25 protein-coding genes are annotated in these 17,160 nt (G+C 60.2%); 18 read left to right on the plus strand and 7 right to left on the minus strand.

Features of this window, described 5'->3' with window-relative positions; translation table 11 throughout:
• The first annotated feature begins 28 nt into the window (after positions 1-28).
• Together FGU65_RS10205 and FGU65_RS10210 are read left to right on the plus strand one after the other, a co-directional pair.
• Positions 29-1,543 carry a cobyric acid synthase gene (locus tag FGU65_RS10205; RefSeq protein ID WP_301664357.1) on the plus strand — a complete coding sequence of 505 codons (1,515 nt, stop codon included), beginning with the start codon at positions 29-31 and terminating at the stop codon, positions 1,541-1,543.
• Positions 1,544-1,546: 3 nt separating this feature from the next.
• Positions 1,547-1,885 (plus strand): type II secretion system protein E, encoded by a 339-nt coding sequence (locus FGU65_RS10210; RefSeq protein ID WP_301664358.1) that lies wholly within the window; start codon positions 1,547-1,549, stop codon positions 1,883-1,885.
• 17 nt (positions 1,886-1,902) lie between these two features.
• On the opposite strand, the gene FGU65_RS10215 is transcribed toward FGU65_RS10210, so the two are convergent.
• Both FGU65_RS10215 and FGU65_RS10220 read right to left on the minus strand, forming a co-directional pair.
• Positions 1,903-2,169, minus strand: a complete 267-nt coding sequence (locus FGU65_RS10215) for a hypothetical protein (RefSeq protein ID WP_301664359.1) — start codon at positions 2,167-2,169, stop codon at positions 1,903-1,905.
• A complete protein-coding gene (locus FGU65_RS10220) occupies positions 2,162-2,653 on the minus strand; it encodes a YkgJ family cysteine cluster protein (RefSeq protein ID WP_301664360.1) in 492 nt (163 codons plus the stop codon). The genes FGU65_RS10215 and FGU65_RS10220 overlap by 8 nt, the downstream gene beginning before the upstream one ends.
• A 92-nt stretch (positions 2,654-2,745) precedes the next feature.
• On the opposite strand from FGU65_RS10220, the gene FGU65_RS10225 reads away from it, so the two are divergent.
• Positions 2,746-3,924: a nucleotidyltransferase family protein gene (locus tag FGU65_RS10225; protein ID WP_301664361.1), complete on the plus strand. Its 1,179-nt coding sequence runs from the start codon at positions 2,746-2,748 to the stop codon at positions 3,922-3,924.
• Here the strand turns inward: FGU65_RS10225 and FGU65_RS10230 are convergent.
• Together FGU65_RS10230 and FGU65_RS10235 are read right to left on the minus strand one after the other, a co-directional pair.
• Complete coding sequence (locus tag FGU65_RS10230; protein WP_301664362.1) at positions 3,921-4,706, minus strand: CBS domain-containing ParB/RepB/Spo0J family partition protein; 786 nt, start codon at positions 4,704-4,706, stop codon at positions 3,921-3,923. The two genes, FGU65_RS10225 and FGU65_RS10230, sit on opposite strands and share 4 nt — an antisense overlap.
• Before the next feature lie 418 nt (positions 4,707-5,124).
• Positions 5,125-5,598, minus strand: a complete 474-nt coding sequence (locus FGU65_RS10235) for an Hsp20/alpha crystallin family protein (RefSeq protein ID WP_301664363.1) — start codon at positions 5,596-5,598, stop codon at positions 5,125-5,127.
• 149 nt (positions 5,599-5,747) lie between these two features.
• Between FGU65_RS10235 and FGU65_RS10240 the strand changes: the two genes are divergently transcribed.
• Positions 5,748-6,443 (plus strand): hypothetical protein, encoded by a 696-nt coding sequence (locus FGU65_RS10240; RefSeq protein ID WP_301664364.1) that lies wholly within the window; start codon positions 5,748-5,750, stop codon positions 6,441-6,443.
• Positions 6,444-6,498: 55 nt separating this feature from the next.
• Positions 6,499-6,765 (plus strand): thioredoxin family protein, encoded by a 267-nt coding sequence (locus tag FGU65_RS10245; protein ID WP_301664365.1) that lies wholly within the window; start codon positions 6,499-6,501, stop codon positions 6,763-6,765.
• Positions 6,766-6,797: 32 nt separating this feature from the next.
• Here FGU65_RS10245 and FGU65_RS10250 read toward each other — a convergent pair whose 3' ends face one another.
• The gene (locus FGU65_RS10250; protein ID WP_301664366.1) at positions 6,798-7,370 is read right to left on the minus strand and encodes an HVO_0476 family zinc finger protein; all 573 of its coding nucleotides are present in this window, start codon (positions 7,368-7,370) and stop codon (positions 6,798-6,800) included.
• A 33-nt stretch (positions 7,371-7,403) separates the two neighbouring features.
• Here FGU65_RS10250 and FGU65_RS10255 point away from each other — a divergent pair, with 33 nt between their 5' ends.
• A complete protein-coding gene (locus FGU65_RS10255; protein ID WP_301664367.1) occupies positions 7,404-7,850 on the plus strand; it encodes a DUF371 domain-containing protein in 447 nt (148 codons plus the stop codon).
• A gap of 155 nt (positions 7,851-8,005) precedes the next feature.
• Positions 8,006-9,625, plus strand: coding sequence for a PAS domain-containing sensor histidine kinase (locus tag FGU65_RS10260; protein ID WP_301664368.1), 1,620 nt, complete (start codon positions 8,006-8,008; stop codon positions 9,623-9,625).
• A gap of 29 nt (positions 9,626-9,654) precedes the next feature.
• Here the strand turns inward: FGU65_RS10260 and xseB are convergent, their stop codons facing one another.
• Positions 9,655-9,837, minus strand: a complete 183-nt coding sequence (gene xseB, locus FGU65_RS10265) for an exodeoxyribonuclease VII small subunit (protein ID WP_301664370.1) — start codon at positions 9,835-9,837, stop codon at positions 9,655-9,657.
• Positions 9,827-11,068: an exodeoxyribonuclease VII large subunit gene (gene xseA / locus FGU65_RS10270; protein ID WP_301664371.1), complete on the minus strand. Its 1,242-nt coding sequence runs from the start codon at positions 11,066-11,068 to the stop codon at positions 9,827-9,829. The genes xseB and xseA overlap by 11 nt, the downstream gene beginning before the upstream one ends.
• Positions 11,069-11,131: 63 nt before the next feature.
• Here xseA and FGU65_RS10275 point away from each other — a divergent pair, with 63 nt between their 5' ends.
• From FGU65_RS10275 to FGU65_RS10325, 11 genes are all read left to right on the plus strand, one after another.
• Complete coding sequence (locus tag FGU65_RS10275; protein ID WP_301664372.1) at positions 11,132-11,929, plus strand: sugar phosphate isomerase/epimerase family protein; 798 nt, start codon at positions 11,132-11,134, stop codon at positions 11,927-11,929.
• A gap of 94 nt (positions 11,930-12,023) precedes the next feature.
• Positions 12,024-13,301, plus strand: coding sequence for a hemolysin family protein (locus FGU65_RS10280; protein ID WP_301664373.1), 1,278 nt, complete (start codon positions 12,024-12,026; stop codon positions 13,299-13,301).
• A gap of 53 nt (positions 13,302-13,354) precedes the next feature.
• Positions 13,355-13,957 carry a phosphoribosylglycinamide formyltransferase gene (gene purN, locus FGU65_RS10285; protein WP_301664374.1) on the plus strand — a complete coding sequence of 201 codons (603 nt, stop codon included), beginning with the start codon at positions 13,355-13,357 and terminating at the stop codon, positions 13,955-13,957.
• A 78-nt stretch (positions 13,958-14,035) separates the two neighbouring features.
• Entirely contained in the window at positions 14,036-14,356 is a 321-nt protein-coding gene (locus tag FGU65_RS10290) for a ribonuclease P protein component 4 (RefSeq protein ID WP_301664375.1), read from the plus strand.
• The gene (locus FGU65_RS10295) at positions 14,349-14,609 is read left to right on the plus strand and encodes a YhbY family RNA-binding protein (protein WP_301664376.1); all 261 of its coding nucleotides are present in this window, start codon (positions 14,349-14,351) and stop codon (positions 14,607-14,609) included. Before FGU65_RS10290 ends, FGU65_RS10295 begins: the two co-directional genes overlap by 8 nt.
• A gap of 51 nt (positions 14,610-14,660) precedes the next feature.
• Entirely contained in the window at positions 14,661-15,110 is a 450-nt protein-coding gene (locus FGU65_RS10300) for a 30S ribosomal protein S19e (RefSeq protein WP_301664377.1), read from the plus strand.
• A gap of 14 nt (positions 15,111-15,124) precedes the next feature.
• Positions 15,125-15,463, plus strand: a complete 339-nt coding sequence (locus FGU65_RS10305) for a DNA-binding protein (RefSeq protein WP_301664378.1) — start codon at positions 15,125-15,127, stop codon at positions 15,461-15,463.
• Positions 15,463-16,065: a DUF7411 family protein gene (locus FGU65_RS10310; protein WP_301664379.1), complete on the plus strand. Its 603-nt coding sequence runs from the start codon at positions 15,463-15,465 to the stop codon at positions 16,063-16,065. Before FGU65_RS10305 ends, FGU65_RS10310 begins: the two co-directional genes overlap by 1 nt.
• 6 nt (positions 16,066-16,071) lie before the next feature.
• Complete coding sequence (locus FGU65_RS10315) at positions 16,072-16,224, plus strand: 50S ribosomal protein L39e (protein WP_301664380.1); 153 nt, start codon at positions 16,072-16,074, stop codon at positions 16,222-16,224.
• A gap of 4 nt (positions 16,225-16,228) precedes the next feature.
• Positions 16,229-16,492: a 50S ribosomal protein L31e gene (locus FGU65_RS10320; protein ID WP_301664381.1), complete on the plus strand. Its 264-nt coding sequence runs from the start codon at positions 16,229-16,231 to the stop codon at positions 16,490-16,492.
• Between the two features lies 1 nt (position 16,493).
• Positions 16,494-17,156 (plus strand): translation initiation factor IF-6, encoded by a 663-nt coding sequence (locus FGU65_RS10325; RefSeq protein ID WP_301664382.1) that lies wholly within the window; start codon positions 16,494-16,496, stop codon positions 17,154-17,156.
• Positions 17,157-17,160: the final 4 nt, after the last annotated feature.

Raw genomic sequence — 17,160 nt, forward strand, 5'->3', positions numbered from 1 at the left:
TAAAGCGTCGTGCGAAGCTACAGGTGCAATGTCTCTGATCGTGCTCGGAACCGCATCGCATGTCGGCAAGAGTATCACCGTTGCGGCACTCTGCCGTGCTCTCAGGAACCGCGGCATCTCCGTGGCGCCCTTCAAGTCGCAGAATATGAGCCTGAACTCATTTGTGACGGGTGACGGAAGCGAGATCGGCATCGCCCAGGCGATGCAGGCATCTGCGGCGGGCCTCGAGCCGGTGGCCGAGATGAACCCGATCCTCCTCAAACCCAAAGGCGACCAGGTCTCGCAGATCGTCCTGCTCGGCAGGCCGTACAAAGATGTGCAGATCCGGGATTACTATGCCGAGACCGACCTGCTGCTCGAGCGGGCGGTGGAGGCGTTCGACTCCCTGCAGACCCGTTACGGCCACGTGGTCGTCGAGGGTGCCGGAGGGGCTGCAGAGGTAAATCTCTACGACCGCGACATTGCCAACATCCGGCTTGCCCGCAGGCTGCAGCTGCCGATCGTCCTCGTCGCCGACATCGAGCGCGGCGGGGTCTTCGCACAGGTCTACGGGACGCTGGCACTCCTCCCGGAGGATATCCGGCCGCTCGTCGCCGGCGTCATCGTCAACAAGTTCCGGGGCGATCCAACGCTCTTTGCGACGGGCGTCACCCTGCTCGAAAACCTCTGCGGCGTCCCGGTGCTGGGCGTTGTGCCGTACGCCGATCTGCACCTCCCGAGCGAAGACTCGCTCTCGATCGCCGACAAACGCCGAAAGACCGATCGCTCTGTCAGGATCGCCGTCATCAGGCTGCCGCGGATAGCGAACTTCACCGACTTCGAGCTCCTCGAGCAGCATGCCTCGGTCGAGTACGTGGCTCCCGGAGCGCCGCTCGCCGGGTACGACTGCATCATCCTGCCGGGAACGAAGAACACCGTCGAAGACCTGGCGCTCCTGAAAGCGAACGGCGCGACTCCGGAGCTCGCCCGGGCACGGGAGGCGGGCGTCCCCATCATCGGCATCTGCGGTGGGTACCAGATGCTGGGCACTCACATTCAGGATGCCGGTATCGAGTCCGGCACCGCCGGGGTCTACGAGGGGCTGGGCTTTCTGGATGTCGTCACCGGGTTTACCGACTACCGTAAGACGACGGTGCAGGTCCGGCGGCAGGCATCTCCCTGCGGCCCTATCCTCTCCCGGATGGGCGTCGTGCAGGGCTATGAGATCCATATGGGGGAGACCCGGCGCCGATCCGCGGACGAAGCGTTTGCAGGCGACGGTGCGGTGAGCCCCGACGGCCTCATCTTCGGCACCTATATGCACGGGCTCTTCCAGAATGTCCCGGCAGTGAATGCGCTCCTCGGCTATCTGCACGAGCGGCGGGGAGAACCCTTCGATCCGATCACCGGTGCGGTGTCTGATGCGCGGGGTGTCGGTGTCGACGCTCCGTACGACGATCTCGCCCGGCATTTCGAGCAGCATGTTAATATGGACGTCATCGTATCTTTCTTCGGCGATCCTGACGACCGGTCAGGTGACGATGCGATGACTCGCGAGGAATGATGCATGGTAATGAGATGCTCGTTTGCACTGGATCCCGACCTGATGGAGCAGATCGATCAGTTTGCGAAAGAACGCCTGCTCGATCGGAACGAAGCAATCCTGGAACTGATTGAAGCGGGATTCGCACACTTCGAGCAGGGTGGAACCGTCACGACGAAGCAGCAGCGTTCCTTTGAGGAGCTGAATACGCTCCGAAAGGATATGGCAGAGGTCAAGCAGGTCCTCGCCGAGCTCCGGAAAGAGGTGCGGCTGGTTCACCATACCATCGAGACCGACTGGAGCAACGAGGTGCGGGGAGTACCCTTCCAGACCAAACACCCGTGGGAGTTCTGGAGGAAATAGCCGGCTCCCGGCTCTTTTTAACTGATGATGTTCATGATGCTCCGGTACCCCTCGCCGGAGGCATCGTCGCAGACGACCGCTTCGACCAGGGTAAGATCGACCTCTTCAGCTTTGCGCTGCATCGTGCAGTAGGCACGTGCCGGTGACGGCACCTCTTTTCCCGCCACCTGAAAGTGTGTCGAGTGAACGCAGAATCTGCACTTCTCGATGGAAACGGTCTGTCCTGACGGGCACGCAACCCGGCCGCCGGTCACGGGGAGAATGGCTGCAGGGCGTTTATTCATACCGCTCCACCCGGTATCCGTGTTCTGCGAGGGCTGTCTGCACCATCGCCTGCCAGGCAACATCGTCATCCGTAGTGAGGGGCTTGACCGCCTCGTCCCAGCACGTCCGAAGCGCTTCATCGTCGGTGACGAGGCTCCGTCGCCCCTTGACCGTCCCGACGGGAGAGCCGTCGGGAGCATAGATGCGCATGCTGCAGCAGACAAAAACCCTGCAGACGGGCGGGCGGGAGGCGTGGATAGTGCAGATGTACTCGTCCGTGCCGGGATTTTGGCGGAGAAACGGACACCGGCGTGCCGACCGGGGTGCATATCCGGGATCGTTGAAGAGCCCGAGGTGTTCCTCTTCGATCCGGGCGACGAACCGCTCTCCGGTGATCTTTGTGATGCAGGCAAAATTCCGTCCCGAGAGGCGGCTTTCAATGGCGATGAACTCCCCGGCGTTCATGCAGCACTTCCCGCAGCGTGTGCATTCGAACTGAGCCATACGGAAGAAGGGTAGATCGCCCGGGTATGTCTAGCTACCTGTCCTGGTGCGACGGAATCAACTATAAATCGGAATGCGGATAATGAAGTGGCATGAAGGTATGCATCATGTGCGGAGGCGAAGGGACGCGCCTGCGCCCCCTCACCTTCGGCCGTCCGAAGCCCTGTGTTCCCATCGTCAATCAGCCTTCGCTCCAGCACCTCATCTCTCATCTCGCGAACCTCGGGTTCAACGACGTGATCATCACCCTCGGGTATATGAGCACTGAGATTGAGGAATCGCTCGGAGACGGGTCGCTCTTCGGCGCGAGCATCACCTACGTGCCCGAACGGACGAAGCTCGGGACCGCCGGCAGCGTCAAAAATGCCGAGGAGTATCTGGACGGACAGCCGTTCCTCGTCGTCGGCGGCGACCACGTCGTCGATCTCAATCTCCTCGAGTTTTACCGCGAACACCTGAATAACGACGCGATTGCGACCATCGGGCTGATCAGCATCGACGACCCCACCGAGTACGGGATTGCCGAGATCGATGCGGACTACACCATAAAACGGTTCAAGGAAAAACCCGGCCCCGGTGAGATCTTCTCAAACCTCGCCAGCACCGGGATGTACGTCTGCAACCCGGAGATCCTCGACTTCATCCCCGTCGGCGAGAAGTACGACTTCGCCCGGCACCTCTTCCCCGCCCTGATGGAGAAGGGGTATGCCCTCAAGGCCTGGCTCGCGCGCGGCAACTGGTCCGACGTCGGCAACCCCCGATCGCTGCGGCAGGCGGAGCGGTGGAAACTCCAGGACATCGCGTTCACCAATATCAGCGGCGATCTGGTCGTCAGGGGCGCCCGGATCGCCGGACCGGTGCAGATGGGCGGTTCGGTCTCGCTCTCCACGAACTCGCGGGTCATCGGTCCGGTGGCAATCGGTGCCGGGACGATCATCGAGGAGAACGTCATCATCGGCCCCTACACCAGCATCGGTGACGGCTGCATCATCAAGAGCAATGCGAAGATCTTCTCCTCTTCGATCTACAACCGGGTCGTGCTCGGCCGCGACTCCACTGTCAGCGGGAGCATCATCGACAACGAGACGTTCATCGGTGACGGCTGCAACATCGAGAACGATACCGTCATCGGGCCGAAGGTCGTGCTGAAGGATGGGGTGATCGTCCATTCTGGGACGCGGATCTGGCCGGAGGTCACGATCCCGGAGGGGACCGTGGTAAAAGAGCACGTGCTGAACGACAAATACGATACCCGGACCGAAGGGTCCTAACCGTGCCGCACCAGGCGGTGCGTGAGTGCGACGAGAGGATGGCGGGCGTAGTCGAGCACCTTGATGTCGTCGAGGGTCTTGAGGTTCAGCGTCCGTGCCGTCCGCTCCATGCCGAGCTCGATGTCGTCCTCGATCTCGATGATATAGGCGTCGAGGTTCTTGATCCCGAGTCTCTTTGCGGCAATCGCCCGGTGATGGCCATCGACCAGGATCAGCCGGCCGGGTCGCCGCACGACGATCAAGGGCTCGGCAAGACCCTTTTTGATCTCGTACATGCGCCCTTCGAGCTCGTCTTCGTATATCTTCGACTGCGTGGGGAGCAGGGCGTTGATCTGAACCTGGCCGCGTTTCAGCGCCGGTTCCATCCCGTAGAGTTTCTTGAGCGTCTCGATGAATTTGAAGACTTTTTCAGGGGAGACATGCTCTATCTGTGACCGGATGACATCCGCGTTCGATATGATGCCGATGAGTTTGTTCTCCTCGTTGACGACGGGGAGTTTCTGGATGCCCGACCGAAAAATGACCCGGGCTGCATCGTTTATGCTCATATCCGGATCGGCGACGATGAGGTGGCGGCTCATCACCTGCTCGACGGGCGTGGACGGGTGGGCAAAAAGAAGGTCCCGGGCGGAGATATATCCGACTACTTCGTTGCTTCCGATGACCGGAAACCCGTCGTGGTGGGTTTTTTTGATTGCTTCAATGACGTCTCTCACCGTGCCGTGCTGATCGACGGTGACCACGTCGTAGGTCATGTAGTCCTTGACCTTTTTCTTGTCCATTATGAATATGTTAGACTGCCGGAACATGAATTAATCGGTCAACAGCGGTTAAATACGATGCAAATACGTTTCCGGCGGCAACGCTCCGCAGCGCCGTTGGTGCCCGCCGCTCTTTCTCCGAGCGGCCCTTTCTCCCCCATGCGACTGCTCCCACGGTCACGGGGAGTGGAGGCGGCTCTGGAGACGTATCTGCCCCCGCGTACGAGAGTGCTATTTTTGTCTGGAGAATCGGGAGACGGGGTGCTGGGTATGACGGCGGCAGAGGCCATGCTATGGTGTATGGCGAGGCTTCAGGTCATTCAAACTCCCGGCACCCCGGGCTTGAGGAGAGAGGCCGTTTCTCCTCTCCTTGCAGGGGTGCCTGCAGGGCGGCTCCACCGTCACGGTGGTGAGATGCCCCGCCCGCCACTGCGAGTGCTTACTCTATCGGAATCGTGGTTCCGACCTCGGTCGGAGCCTTCTTCAGCCGGACCTCCAGGACTCCGTTCTTAAAGCTTGCATTCGAGCCTTCTTCGGTGACCTCGACGGGCAGCGTGACCACCCTGCTCATGGAGCCGTACGTCCGCTCCCGCATAAAGTAGTCCTCTGCCCGCTCTTCAGTCTCACCGGTGCGCATGCTTGAAATCTCCAGGTGGTGCGGGTCGAGCAGGCGCACGGCGACATGCTCCTTCTGCACGCCCGGGAGATCCGCAGCGACGATGGCCTCGTCTTCATGGTCACGGACGTCGACCCGGAAGTCACTGCGAATCGCCGGCATCATCCGGCCGCGAACCTCCTCGCCACGGGTGCCGATACCGGTGAGCATCGACTGGAACCTGCTCTCCATCTCTGCCATGAGGTCGTCAAAATCCTGCCATACGGAACGGTATGGCTGCCTTTCTGCTCCTGCCATAGATACCACGCCTTTTTCGTGCCTGACTGTCTGAGGCGAGCTTTTTGCAAGCCCTCACTTTAAGGTAGTGGTATTACTATATTAAGTTTTCTAGCATTGGCTTTGAGAACGATACTATTTTATTTTGCCATAGGACGATTATACTCATAATGAAAAAGTCACAGAAGAACGGCTCCGAGAGCGGCACAAAAAACTGGAATAAACTGCTCTTTATCGTTGTTGCCGTTATGTTCGCGGTGGCAATGGTGTTCACCTATTTAATGCCACTCTTCACTGCCCCCCGCACTGCGCAGACCGGCGATCTTGCGGTGATCGGCTATACCATCCGCGACGAAGCGGGAATGCCGGTGCTGACGACCGACCAGCAGCTGGTGCAGGACGAGCAGCAGAACAACCACCTCGTCGTCCTGACATCCCGCCTCGAGATCCCGGTTGGTATGGCGGTCTCCGGGGAGAACATCGCACCGGTTCCGATATACTATCCACAGGGATCCGGATTCGACGGTTTCGGGCTTCTCGGGTTTGAAACGAATGCGATCTCTGCCGCACTCGTCGGCATGCATGCAGGCGAGTCCAGGAGCGTCCGGTTTGATTACGGGCAGAACGACCTGACCATGAACATAAGCGCCGAGAACGCGGCGGCACTTGGAATTGAGTTCTCCAATGCAACCGTCGGCGATAAGTTTACGGTCGGCCTGACGACGACCCCGGAGATCCCGCTCGGTGAAAACTCCACACCATCGGTCGCTCTCAGAATCGGAGAGGTCGTCGAGAAGACGGCGGAAGGCCTCGTCATCCGGTACCACTACGCAGGCGCGGACCTCACGCTTCAGGGCGTCGCCTGAAGGCCTCCGCCCTGCACCGGATACTTTTTATAATCATCCCTCTCTTCTCCTTTTTATGGCACTGAAAGTACTCAGCTTCTACCAGGACGGTTGCATGGCCTGCGGAGAACAGGAGCCGATCCTGCAGGAGGTCAAAAAGGATCTGGGTATCGATATCGACGAGGTCAACGCCGTCAAAGAGCCGCAGTATATCAAAGAGTTCGGTCTGCGGGTGACGCCGACCACGCTTGTTCTCGTCGACGGAGAGGTCAAAGAGCGGATGGAAGGGCTCGTCCATCGTGAGGACCTGGAGACCTCAATCAGAAAATATACGGAGGGGTGATACGTCCCGGTGTACATGGCCGCTCTCGCGGGCTACACCTGATATCCGTAGAGCCTTTTGATCCTTCGTGCGGTCGTCTTCCACCCTTCCTTTCGCATGACCGGGCCGTCACGGCGTTTTATATGGGAGACGCGGAGCCTGATGCCTCCCAGTGTGTAGACGTCCCCCACGACGTACTCCTGCTCTCCGTCGACAGCCTGGTAGATCGGCCGGGTTGTCCGTCCGCGGTGAATCGAGGCTTTGATGACCACCGTCTCGATCGCACGCGTCCAGAGCGTCGTCACCTCCGACGCGAATGCGCGCGTGACCCGTCTATCCCCGCTCTCGATGCCGGTTACCTCAACGCCGAAGGCTTCGTCCCCGCATTCGGCAACGACGAGATCGCCGACCGCGCAGGGATCGTCGCTCGTCATCTCCACCGTGCAGACCTCGGATTCTTTCTCCCTGCTTACAATCGTCCTGATGGTGAGGATCTGTATGGCGGGGGGCTTTGGTACGTGGTGGATATGTCCGCACTCCGTGCATTCGACCAGAAGATCCCCTGACTCCTTCAAGACCCGGTGTTCGCACTCTTCAGCACAGGCCGGGCAATAGATCTCGATCATTCATTAGCAATGGACACCCTCTCCATATAAATCATGAAGGCCAGAGACGTTCTGCGGTGTCGAGGACACCCGCTGGTGCAGGGTCTGCATAAAACGACCTTTGAAGTGACCCGCGACTGTGAACTGACGCTCTCCGGAGACTGCATCATCGGCGTATGCGCCGATAAGGGGGCCGCCGACCTCGATGATACATTCAAACGCGTCCTTGCCGACGACAGGGCGAATCTCACAACCCGGCTGCGTGTCGCCGGGGAATCGATCGAGATCCGGTCACGCGGAAGCTCCCGCTTTTCGCTCGATCACCCGACCGATCTCGTCTGGAGAAGGAGCGGTTTTGTCTGCGGGCGAACTGTCGGTATTTATTCGGATTACGTCGCCAGAACCATCCCGCGCCCGCTCATCGATCGGCTCCGGCATGGTGATGAGATGGTGGTGGAGCTGACGGTCGAGATTCCTGACGCGGCGCCCTCTCCCTCCTGAAGTGGACTCCTCACCCGCCGGTGGATCCCATAGATAGATTTATTGGTGCGGACGTATCTCCCTCCGTCATATCGCCGTTTCGGGCCGGTGCTCCGGCACCGGCGCGCGGATATAGAGATGCCCGTGCTGTATGGTCGCCGGGATGAGGATGCGGGATGAGACCCCTGGAGCGCGAGATAGAAGATGTGCGGCGACGACTGCAGGTGCTCGAGGAGCATGCATGCGGTGATCGGAGGGGCGGGGAGATCCCTGCTGCTACGGCGAAAGACCTTGCAAGCGCCCTCGAAACGGTGCTGGCATGCATCGGTGCTGCGGGAGAGCAGTCCGGCAGGCCGGCGGCGGCGGGTGCGCCTGCCGGAGAGGATCCCGGCCGGTATCGTACGCTCTTTGCATCAGCTCCCGTAGTTCTCATCGTAACGGATCGCACGCATATCATCCGTGAAGCGAACCGGAGGGCATCCACGCTCTTCGGTGCCGCTGCCGATTCTCTGGCAGCAATGCCGCTGGTGCAGTTTCTATCCGGGGAAGATCCCGGGCTGCTGCGTGCCCGGCTCGACCGCCTTGCCGGAGGGGAGGATCTTCCGGCCTGGGAGACGCAGGTCCAGCCGGCCGGTCAGGCACCGGTGCCGGTCGTGATCTCCGTCTCGGCCATCCGCGACGATCATAACCGTTTTTCGGGATTCCTCTGGGTCTTCCATGACATCTCCCTGCAAAAGCAGCGAGAGGCGGAGATCCTGGAGCGTGAAGAGAAGTTCCGGGCAATCGTTCAGGATCAGACGGAGTTCATCTTCCGGTGGCTCCCCGGCGGCACCATCACCTTCGTCAACGATATCTACTGCAGGTACCTCGGGGCGACCAGCGACGACGTTCTGTCCGGGCGGCTGCTCCCCTCGATCCCCCCCGAAGATCGTTCGCTCGTCCGGCAGAACCTCGCCTCGCTCACCCCCGAGCAGCCGGCATCGATGGTGGAGCACCGGGTTTTCATGGGGGACGGTGAGATCCGCTGGCAGCAGTGGACTGACCGCGCAATCTTCAACGACCGCGGCGAGGTGGCCGAGTATCAGTCGGTCGGCAGGGATATTACCGGCCGAAAGCGCGCGGAGGAGGCGCTCGGGCTGACAAACCGGAAACTCAGCCTCCTCGCCGACGTGACCCGGCACGACATCGTCAACCGCCTCAATGTCCTGCTGGGATATCTTGAGATCGCGGAGGGGCAGACGGCCGATCCCGCCCTGCAGGAGTACGTCCTGCGGGCGAAGGAGGCCGCCTGGGGGATCCGGCGATACATCGCCTTCACCCGGGAATACCAGAGCGTCGGTGTCTGTGAGCCGCAGTGGCAGGATGTGCGCCGGGTCGTCCGGAAAGCGCTGGCCTCGCATACCCTCGGAGAGATCGCCGTCGATCTTGATATTCCGGCGGTCGAGATCTATGCCGATCCGATGGTTGAGAAGGCCTTTGCCAATCTGCTGGACAACACGCTGCGGCACGGTGAGACGGTCACGAAGGTCCGGTTCACCTGCACGGAGTCGCGTGGAGACTTATCTCTCATCTATGAGGACGACGGCGTCGGCATTCAGGACTGTGATAAAAAACGAATATTTCAGCGGGGATTCGGGAAGCAGACAGGTCTCGGGCTCTTTCTTGTCCGCGAGATCCTCTCGATCACCGGTCTTGCGATCCGAGAGGAGGGCGTGCCCGGGGAGGGGGCCCGTTTTGCCGTCAGTGTGCCGCGCGGGCTGTACCGGCCGACGGATGCCTGCGTTTCGGCAGGCTGAGTGGCGGTGTGCAGGTGCGCATCCGGGTATTAGTCCCGCCCGAGCTCGGTGAGTTTCAGCTCTGCGGTGGTGAGAAGATCCTCGCACTGCTTGACCAGCAGTGCGCCGCGCTCGTAGAGGGCAATGCTCTCATCAAGGCTCGTCTCCCCGTTTTCGATCTTCCGTACAATCTCCCGCAGCTCCTCGAGCATCTCTTCGTACTTATGCATCATAGTCCACACGCTCCACAACGATTCTGCTCCGTCCGCCCTTCATCCGCAGCATCAGCCGGTCGCCGGGCGCGATCTCCTGGATGGAACGGACAATCCGATAGTCTTTCGCAGCGATGCAGTAGCCCTGGTCCAGGATGGTCATATGGCTCCTGCTCTCGATCCGGGCGCGGAGTTCCGCAAGTTGCAGCCTGTCGCGCTGCAGCCGCACGGAGAGTGCCCGCCGGAGCTGCTCCTCCTGCTCGGCAAGCCGCTGCATGCGTTCGTTGATCCGGCGGCTGAGCCTGTCCGGGTGCATGCGGCACCGGAGATCTTCGACCTCCCGCCGCCCGTCGGCCAGGTGCCGGATCAGATGCACCTGAATCCGTTCGGTTATCGTGCCGAGATCCGCGAGAAGGTCCTTTTTGTCCGGGACTGCCGACTCCGCCGCGGCGGACGGCGTGGGTGCCCGGAGATCCGCGGCGAAGTCGCAGAGTGCGACGTCCACCTCGTGGCCGACCGCGCTGATCACCGGTGTCCTGCACGCCGCCACGGCGCGGACGACCTCCGGATGGTTGAAGGGGAAGAGGTCCTCAAAGCTCCCTCCCCCGCGCCCGACGATGATCACATCGGCAAGGCCGTCTATCCGGCGGAGCGCATCTGCGATATCGCGGTGCGCCGTCTCGCCCTGCACCGCCGTCGGTGAGAGGACAATCTCGGCCGGGAACCGGCGCTGCACGACGTTGACGATATCCTGCAGTGCGGCGCCGGTGGCCGACGTAACCACCCCTATCCGTGAGGGGAACCGGGGAAGGGGTTTCTTCCGCTCCGGTGAAAAGAGCCCTTCACGCTCGAGCTCTTTCTTCCACTCCTCGACGAGGAGGTGCTTCTCTCCCCTGCCGGCGGGCAGCATCTCCCGGACGATCAGCTGATATTTTCCGTGCGGCTCGTAGACCTCGACCGATCCCGTCACCAGAACGTCCATGCCGTTCTCGGGCTCGAACGTCAGAGCGCGTGCACTCGTCCGCCACATGATGCAGTTGATGACGGCGCTCCCGGAGCGGTTCTGTTCGCTGAGCGAGAAGTAGCGGTGACCGGAACCATGGTTTTTATAGTTGGTCACCTCTCCCCGCACCCACAGGTGCCGGAGACGTGGATCGTCCAGAAGGTCGCAGATCAGCCCCGAGACTTCCGATACGCGCAGAACCTCTGTGCCGTGCATATCAGGACGGCCGATGTTGCCGCAGCAGTCCATCACAATCTATTAGGGTGATAATTTATATCAAGGTGTATTATGGGTCGTTTTGCCGTTTCGAGTATGCTCTTCCACGAGTATCCCTGCGAGTACATCTTCGATTACGCAGAAGAGGCCGGTCTCGACGGCATTGAGTTCTGGGTCGAGACCCCGCATTTCTGGCTCCGCGGCAGGCCGGAGGGCGATCTCGCCGCCTGTATAGAGAGCCACCCCGCCCTTTCGCCGATAACCCTGCACGCGCCTTCGCTCGACCTGAATCCCACCTCCATCAACCCGCGCGTTGCGGAGGTCTCGGTCGATTATACCATCGAGGCGATCGAGCTTGCGGAGCGGGTGGGTGCCGGGGTGATCACGATCCACCCGGGGAAGCGCACCGCACGGAGGGTGCCGAGCGCGTACGATTATGAGCGGTTTGAGGGTTACATCGGGAAAGTCCGGGAAACCACCGAGGGCAAACGCGTGAAGGTCGCGATAGAGAACCTTGAACCGAGAGTGAACGCACTCCTCTACACGCCGGAAGGTGCCGCTGAGGTGCTGGAGCGTGAACCGTGGCTGTATTTTACCCTGGATATGGGGCATGCTCTGATGGTCTCGGTCGACGAGACGATCCGGTTCATCGACCTCTGCGGCGACCGGCTGGTCAACGTCCACGTCAGTGCCACCAGGGACGGCAAGCCTCATTACCCGATCAGCAACGACGGGAATGCACAGGTCGTCCTCCGGGAGCTGGCCGACCGGGGATACAATGGATATCTGACGCTCGAACTGCAGGATCTGCATTTTGAACACGAGCTGACGAGCGAAGAGAAGATCACTCTGCTGATGCGGGAGCAGGCTGTTCTACGTGATTCAATGGCCTGAAGCGCTGGTTTTATAATCTCTGACCACGACTTTATTGTCGTTACAGACACACATGAATATCGTTATGATGCGGCCGTTATGCGGCGTGGAATGAATGGTAGTCGTAGATATTTTAACCGTAGAAATAATTCTCTTTATTGTCTGTCTGCTCCTGTCCGGTTTTTTCTCCAGTTCCGAGGTGGCACTGATATCGATCACGCGGGCAAAGGTCCGTGCACTCGTCGGTCAGGGCCGGAAAGGGGCGGGCGCGCTTGACAGCCTGAAGAAATCTCCCGATCACATCCTGATCACCATCCTCATCGGGAACAATATCGTCAACGTAGCTGCGGCGGCGCTTGCAACCGCGATTGCCATCGAGTTCTACGGGGATGCCGGTGTCGGTATCGCCACCGGCGTCGTTGTGCTCCTGATGCTGATCTTCGGTGAGATTGGGCCGAAGATGTATGCCGCCCGCAATACCGAGAGCCTTGCGCTCCGGGTCGCACGGCCGATTCAGGGTCTTTCAAAGGTACTCTATCCGCTGCTCTGGTTGTTCGACCTGGCAAAGCAGCGGTTCGCCTTCAGCCCGGGCCTGACCGAGCCGGCCGTTACGGAGGCGGAGATCAAGGAGTGGATCGACGTCGGGGAAGAGGAAGGAACCATCGAGCAGGAAGAGCGCGAGATGCTCTACTCGGTGCTCCGTTTCGGCGACACGACCGTCCGTGAGGTGATGACGCCCCGGTTCGACGTCGTGCTGATCGACGATACGAGCACGCTGGAGGGAGCAATCAACATCTTCAACGAAACGGGCTTTTCCCGGATTCCCGTGTTCCACGATCATATGGACAACGTGGTCGGGCTGCTGAACGTCAAAGATGTCTTTGCCGCGGTCTTCCGGCAGCGGTCGAACGTAACCATCAAAGACCTTATGTATGAGCCGTACTTCATACCGGAGAGCAAGAAGATCGACGAGCTCCTTAAGGAGCTGCAGGTGAAGAAGATGCACATGGCTGTCGTGCTCGATGAGTATGGATCGTTCGCCGGCATCGTCACGGTCGAGGATATGCTCGAAGAACTCGTGGGCGAGATCATGGACGAGTTCGACGAGGAAGAGCCCGAGGTGCAGCAGATCGAGGACGGTGTCTATGTCGTGGATGCGCGTGCATGGGTCGACCGGCTGAACGAGGACCTCGAGATCGACCTGCCTGAGAACGAGTCCTACGAGAGTGTCGGCGGCCTTGTGATCGACCGGCTCGGCCATATCCCCCGGCGCGGAGAGGTGGTCACACTCGAGGAGACGGCCATAACGCTCGTCGTCATGCAGATGCGGGGGAGGCGGATCACGAAGGTGAAGGTGATCCTCTCGCCGCCGGCTCAAGGCGAACCCCGGTGAGGGATGCATCTGCCGGAGGTAGTGTTACTATGCATCCAGACCAAAGACATTCTATGAAACGGATTGCCGTGCTTGCTTCGGGGCGGGGATCGAACTTTCAGGCTGTCATCGACGGCATCGCGTCGGGGTATATCCCGGCCGTCTGCGTCGGACTGATCACCGACAACCCTGGCGCATATGCCATCGAGCGCGCGAAACGAGCGGGTATTCCCGTTACCGTCGTCGACTTTCGGAGTTTTGCCGGCAAGCAGGCGTATGAGGATGCCCTTCTCGCCGCTATGCAGGAGAGCGGCGCCAACCTCTTCGTCCTTGCCGGGTATATGCGGATCCTGGGCGCCGGGATCGTCCATGCTTTCTCCGGGCGGATGATGAATATCCATCCTGCCCTGCTCCCCGCGTTCTCGGGGCTGCACGCGCAGCGCCAGGCGGTGGAGTACGGCGTCAAGGTGTCGGGATGCACGGTGCACCTGGTGGACGAAGGGATGGATTCCGGGCCGATCGTCCTGCAGCGGTGCGTGCCGGTGCTCGAAGGCGACGATGAACATACGCTTGCGGAGCGTATCCTCGGCGAAGAGCACCGGGCTCTTCCCGAGGCGGTCAGGCTCTTCTGTGAAGATCGATTGCTGGTTGACGGGCGGCGCGTCCGGATCCGGTGATTGTCCCCGGTCTCCCTATTCTTATATATCCTCTCCCTGCGAACTTTTAGGGACTCAAGGTTACTTGGGAGCAGTGCAATGGCGGCAAAGGCGCGAAAGACCAACCACCGGAGACTTGCCCGAGAACGCATCGAGGCGCTCTTTCGGCAGGCGGCTCTCTTCTACCCGGAAAACCCCGAATGGAGCAGACGGTGTGTGGAGCGTGCGCGGAAGATCGCCATGCGCCAGCGGGTCAGGATAGACCGGCGTTTCAAAAGGCGGTTCTGCCGCCGTTGCAATGCGTACCTTGTTCCGGGAGCAAATATGCGAGTGCGGATACACCGGGGATGCGTGATCGTTACCTGCCTTGTCTGCGGACACCGGTCACGATATCCGGCAGTGAGGTCACAGCATGGATAAAGCGATGATCCACCATCTGAAGCCCACGATCTGGATCGGCAAACGGGGCTGCACGGAAGATATTATCGATGAGATTAAACGCCAGGTCAAAGACCGCAAGGTGATTAAGGTCAAATGGCTCCGGAATACGGAGATCGATCCGGAAGCGATTGCAACCGCTGCAGGCGCCGACCTTGTCAATGTACGGGGCAGAACGATGGTGCTGGCGGAGCGGACCGGCAGGCGCCAGCAGGGAGATTCTCGAAATATATAAAACATCACTGAACGAATATGTAAAGACTGTTAGCGATGGTGAGGATTATCAATGACAACCGTATATGATATCCCTGCTGATATGTTCATTCGGCAGGTTGCAGAAGAACTGAAGAGTACCCCGCAGGTTCAGCCCCCCGACTGGGCGGCGTTCGCCAAGACGGGAGTTCACCGAGAAATGCCCCCCGAAGACCCCGACTGGTGGTACGTGCGTGCCGCTTCGGTCCTGCGGCGCGTCTACGTCGACGGCCCTGTCGGCATCCAGAGGATGCGGAGTTTTTACGGTGGAAAGCGTGACCGGGGCTCGAACCCCTACCAGTTCAGGAGGGGCAGCGGCTCGATCCTGCGCAAGGTTCTCCAGCAGCTCGAAGCCGCAGGGTATGTTGCGCAGAAAAAGGACGGGCGCGTTGTCACGGCGGCCGGAAGGTCGTTCCTGGACAATGTTGCAAACGGCATGAAGGCACAGGCCCTCGAGGTCGCGCCCGGGCTTGCCAAATACTAACGGAGGAAGATCTGATGGGAGACGACGAACTCGCTGACCTTCGTCGCCGGCGAATGGAGCAGTTGCAGCGGCAGACGGCGGATCAGCAGGCAATGGACGAGGAGCTCGAGCGCCAGAAGCAGATGGAATCGCAGATTCATATGGTGCTGATGGAGATCCTCGAGCCGGAAGCGAGGGAGCGGCTCAACACCATCAAATTGACCCGTCCTGAGTTTGCAAAGGCAGTTGAACAGCAACTTGTCATGCTCGCACAGAGTGGCCGGATCCAGAAGCGGATCACGGACGACCAGCTGAAAGAGCTGCTCCGCCAGCTTGTCCCCTCGAAGAGAGACTACAAGATCACACGCAAGTGATGAAAGCCGGTCTGCTCTTCTCCGGAGGGAAAGACAGCGCGCTTGCGGCGATCATGCTGGCACGCGACTATGACGTTGAACTGAACACGTTCGTGTTCGACCCCGACAGGGAGGTCCCCGGTGTCCGGGCTGCTGCAGCCGCACTGGATCTTCCCTTCAGAAAACGGGTCTTTTGCAGGGACGTCCTCGACGAGGCCGCCGGCCTGCTGATCCGGTGCGGGTACCCGAACGACGCCATCACGATGGTGCATCGGACGGCCGTCGAACTCCTCTGCGATGTGTATCCCGTTGTGGGAGACGGCACCCGCAGGGACGATCGGGTTCCCCTGCTGAACCGGTCGGAGGTGCAGCGGATTGAAGATCGACTCCGCTGCTCGTATGTCCGACCGCTGCTTGGGTATGGGAAACCTGAGATCGAGCGCCTGGCAGGACGGTTCCTGGTGGTGCAGTACGGGGAGACGGGAACGATCGAGAACGGAGACTACGAGCATGAACTCCGGGCTGCGATCGGTGCGTACGGTGGCGATCCGGGAGCGCTCTTTCCCGGCGGCCATCTGCAGTCACTGGTGATCGGCACCACCGAAAAACTGAAAACGACGTGATGAACTATGAGCAAAGTAACAAAAGGCCGGAAGATCCGGCTGGCAAAGGCATGCGAGCAGAACCGCCGCGTGCCTGCATGGGTGATGATTCGAACAAGCAGGAGCGTCGTTGCGCACCCGCGCCGGCGCAACTGGAGACGCAGCAGTCTGAAGGTGTAATGCCATGGCTGATAAACTCAAAGAGCATATCTACGTCGTCCCTCTGCGTGAGGCAAAGCGTGCCCCCCGCTGGAAGCGGTGCAACACCGCTATCAAGGACATCCGGGCGTTCCTCGTGCAGCACATGAAGAGCGAGGACGTCAAGCTCGACAGCAGCATCAACGAGCTCGTGTGGAAGAACGGCAGCCAGAAACCCCCGCGGAAGATCCGTATCCGTGCGATGAAGTTCGAAGACGGCCAGGTTCAGGCGGAACTCGCTGAGGAATGAGATGAGCGGTACGACAGATCTTGCCGGTGATCCGAATATCGGTGTGTATGCACGCGTATTTGAGGATATAGCGGTCGTGCATCCGCAGGCGCCGGAAGACTTTCGTTCCGTGCTCCGGGAAGAACTGGATGTCGACCTGCTCACAACATCCATTCAGGGGAGTGAGATCATCGGTTCGCTCCTTGCCGGCAACAGCAACGGCATGGTGGTGAGCGGTCTCGCCTCTGATGAGGAGCGAGCGGCGCTCGGGGAATACCGGGAGGTCTACCTCCTGGAGGGTTCCATGAACGCCGCCGGAAACGTCATCCTTGCGAACGATTACTTTGCTGCCGTCCACCCCGATATGGGAGTGGAGGTTGCCGAAGAGATCGGTTCTGTCCTCGGCGTTCCGGTTGTCCGGCTCTCCCTCGGCGGTATCAAGACCGTCGGCATGGCCGGGTTTGCCACGAACAACGGCGTGCTGATCCACCCCCGCACCGGTGAGGCGGAGATCGCGGCGCTCGAACGGGTGACCGATCTTCCCATCGGCCTTGGCTCGGTCAATATGGGGAGCGGTCTTGTCGGTGCCGGCCTTCTTGCCAACTCGAAGGGGTATGTGGCAGGGTCGTTTACAAGCGGTTTCGAACTTGGACGAATTGAAGAAGTATTTGGCCTTTTGGAGTGATAAT

This window comes from Methanoculleus frigidifontis (assembly GCF_030464345.1).
In the GTDB taxonomy this organism is placed as follows: Archaea; Halobacteriota; Methanomicrobia; order Methanomicrobiales; family Methanoculleaceae; genus Methanoculleus_A; species Methanoculleus_A frigidifontis.

Excerpts from the sequence above, each read along its gene's own strand:
- FGU65_RS10290 (WP_301664375.1), top strand. The coding sequence starts at position 14,036 with ATGGCGGCAAAGGCGCGAAAGACCAACCACCGGAGACTTGCCCGAGAA.
- FGU65_RS10215 (WP_301664359.1), bottom strand. The coding sequence starts at position 2,169 with ATGAATAAACGCCCTGCAGCCATTCTCCCCGTGACCGGCGGCCGGGTT.
- FGU65_RS10310 (WP_301664379.1), top strand. The coding sequence starts at position 15,463 with ATGAAAGCCGGTCTGCTCTTCTCCGGAGGGAAAGACAGCGCGCTTGCG.
- FGU65_RS10255 (WP_301664367.1), top strand. The coding sequence starts at position 7,404 with ATGAAGGCCAGAGACGTTCTGCGGTGTCGAGGACACCCGCTGGTGCAG.
- xseB (WP_301664370.1), bottom strand. The coding sequence starts at position 9,837 with ATGATGCATAAGTACGAAGAGATGCTCGAGGAGCTGCGGGAGATTGTA.
- FGU65_RS10240 (WP_301664364.1), top strand. The coding sequence starts at position 5,748 with ATGAAAAAGTCACAGAAGAACGGCTCCGAGAGCGGCACAAAAAACTGG.
- FGU65_RS10315 (WP_301664380.1), top strand. The coding sequence starts at position 16,072 with ATGAGCAAAGTAACAAAAGGCCGGAAGATCCGGCTGGCAAAGGCATGC.
- FGU65_RS10295 (WP_301664376.1), top strand. The coding sequence starts at position 14,349 with ATGGATAAAGCGATGATCCACCATCTGAAGCCCACGATCTGGATCGGC.
- FGU65_RS10260 (WP_301664368.1), top strand. The coding sequence starts at position 8,006 with ATGAGACCCCTGGAGCGCGAGATAGAAGATGTGCGGCGACGACTGCAG.
- FGU65_RS10300 (WP_301664377.1), top strand. The coding sequence starts at position 14,661 with ATGACAACCGTATATGATATCCCTGCTGATATGTTCATTCGGCAGGTT.
- FGU65_RS10225 (WP_301664361.1), top strand. The coding sequence starts at position 2,746 with ATGAAGGTATGCATCATGTGCGGAGGCGAAGGGACGCGCCTGCGCCCC.
- FGU65_RS10320 (WP_301664381.1), top strand. The coding sequence starts at position 16,229 with ATGGCTGATAAACTCAAAGAGCATATCTACGTCGTCCCTCTGCGTGAG.
- FGU65_RS10210 (WP_301664358.1), top strand. The coding sequence starts at position 1,547 with ATGGTAATGAGATGCTCGTTTGCACTGGATCCCGACCTGATGGAGCAG.
- FGU65_RS10250 (WP_301664366.1), bottom strand. The coding sequence starts at position 7,370 with ATGATCGAGATCTATTGCCCGGCCTGTGCTGAAGAGTGCGAACACCGG.
- FGU65_RS10280 (WP_301664373.1), top strand. The coding sequence starts at position 12,024 with ATGGTAGTCGTAGATATTTTAACCGTAGAAATAATTCTCTTTATTGTC.
- FGU65_RS10205 (WP_301664357.1), top strand. The coding sequence starts at position 29 with ATGTCTCTGATCGTGCTCGGAACCGCATCGCATGTCGGCAAGAGTATC.
- FGU65_RS10220 (WP_301664360.1), bottom strand. The coding sequence starts at position 2,653 with ATGGCTCAGTTCGAATGCACACGCTGCGGGAAGTGCTGCATGAACGCC.
- xseA (WP_301664371.1), bottom strand. The coding sequence starts at position 11,068 with ATGGACTGCTGCGGCAACATCGGCCGTCCTGATATGCACGGCACAGAG.
- FGU65_RS10245 (WP_301664365.1), top strand. The coding sequence starts at position 6,499 with ATGGCACTGAAAGTACTCAGCTTCTACCAGGACGGTTGCATGGCCTGC.
- FGU65_RS10275 (WP_301664372.1), top strand. The coding sequence starts at position 11,132 with ATGCTCTTCCACGAGTATCCCTGCGAGTACATCTTCGATTACGCAGAA.
- FGU65_RS10325 (WP_301664382.1), top strand. The coding sequence starts at position 16,494 with ATGAGCGGTACGACAGATCTTGCCGGTGATCCGAATATCGGTGTGTAT.
- FGU65_RS10235 (WP_301664363.1), bottom strand. The coding sequence starts at position 5,598 with ATGGCAGGAGCAGAAAGGCAGCCATACCGTTCCGTATGGCAGGATTTT.
- purN (WP_301664374.1), top strand. The coding sequence starts at position 13,355 with ATGAAACGGATTGCCGTGCTTGCTTCGGGGCGGGGATCGAACTTTCAG.
- FGU65_RS10305 (WP_301664378.1), top strand. The coding sequence starts at position 15,125 with ATGGGAGACGACGAACTCGCTGACCTTCGTCGCCGGCGAATGGAGCAG.
- FGU65_RS10230 (WP_301664362.1), bottom strand. The coding sequence starts at position 4,706 with ATGGACAAGAAAAAGGTCAAGGACTACATGACCTACGACGTGGTCACC.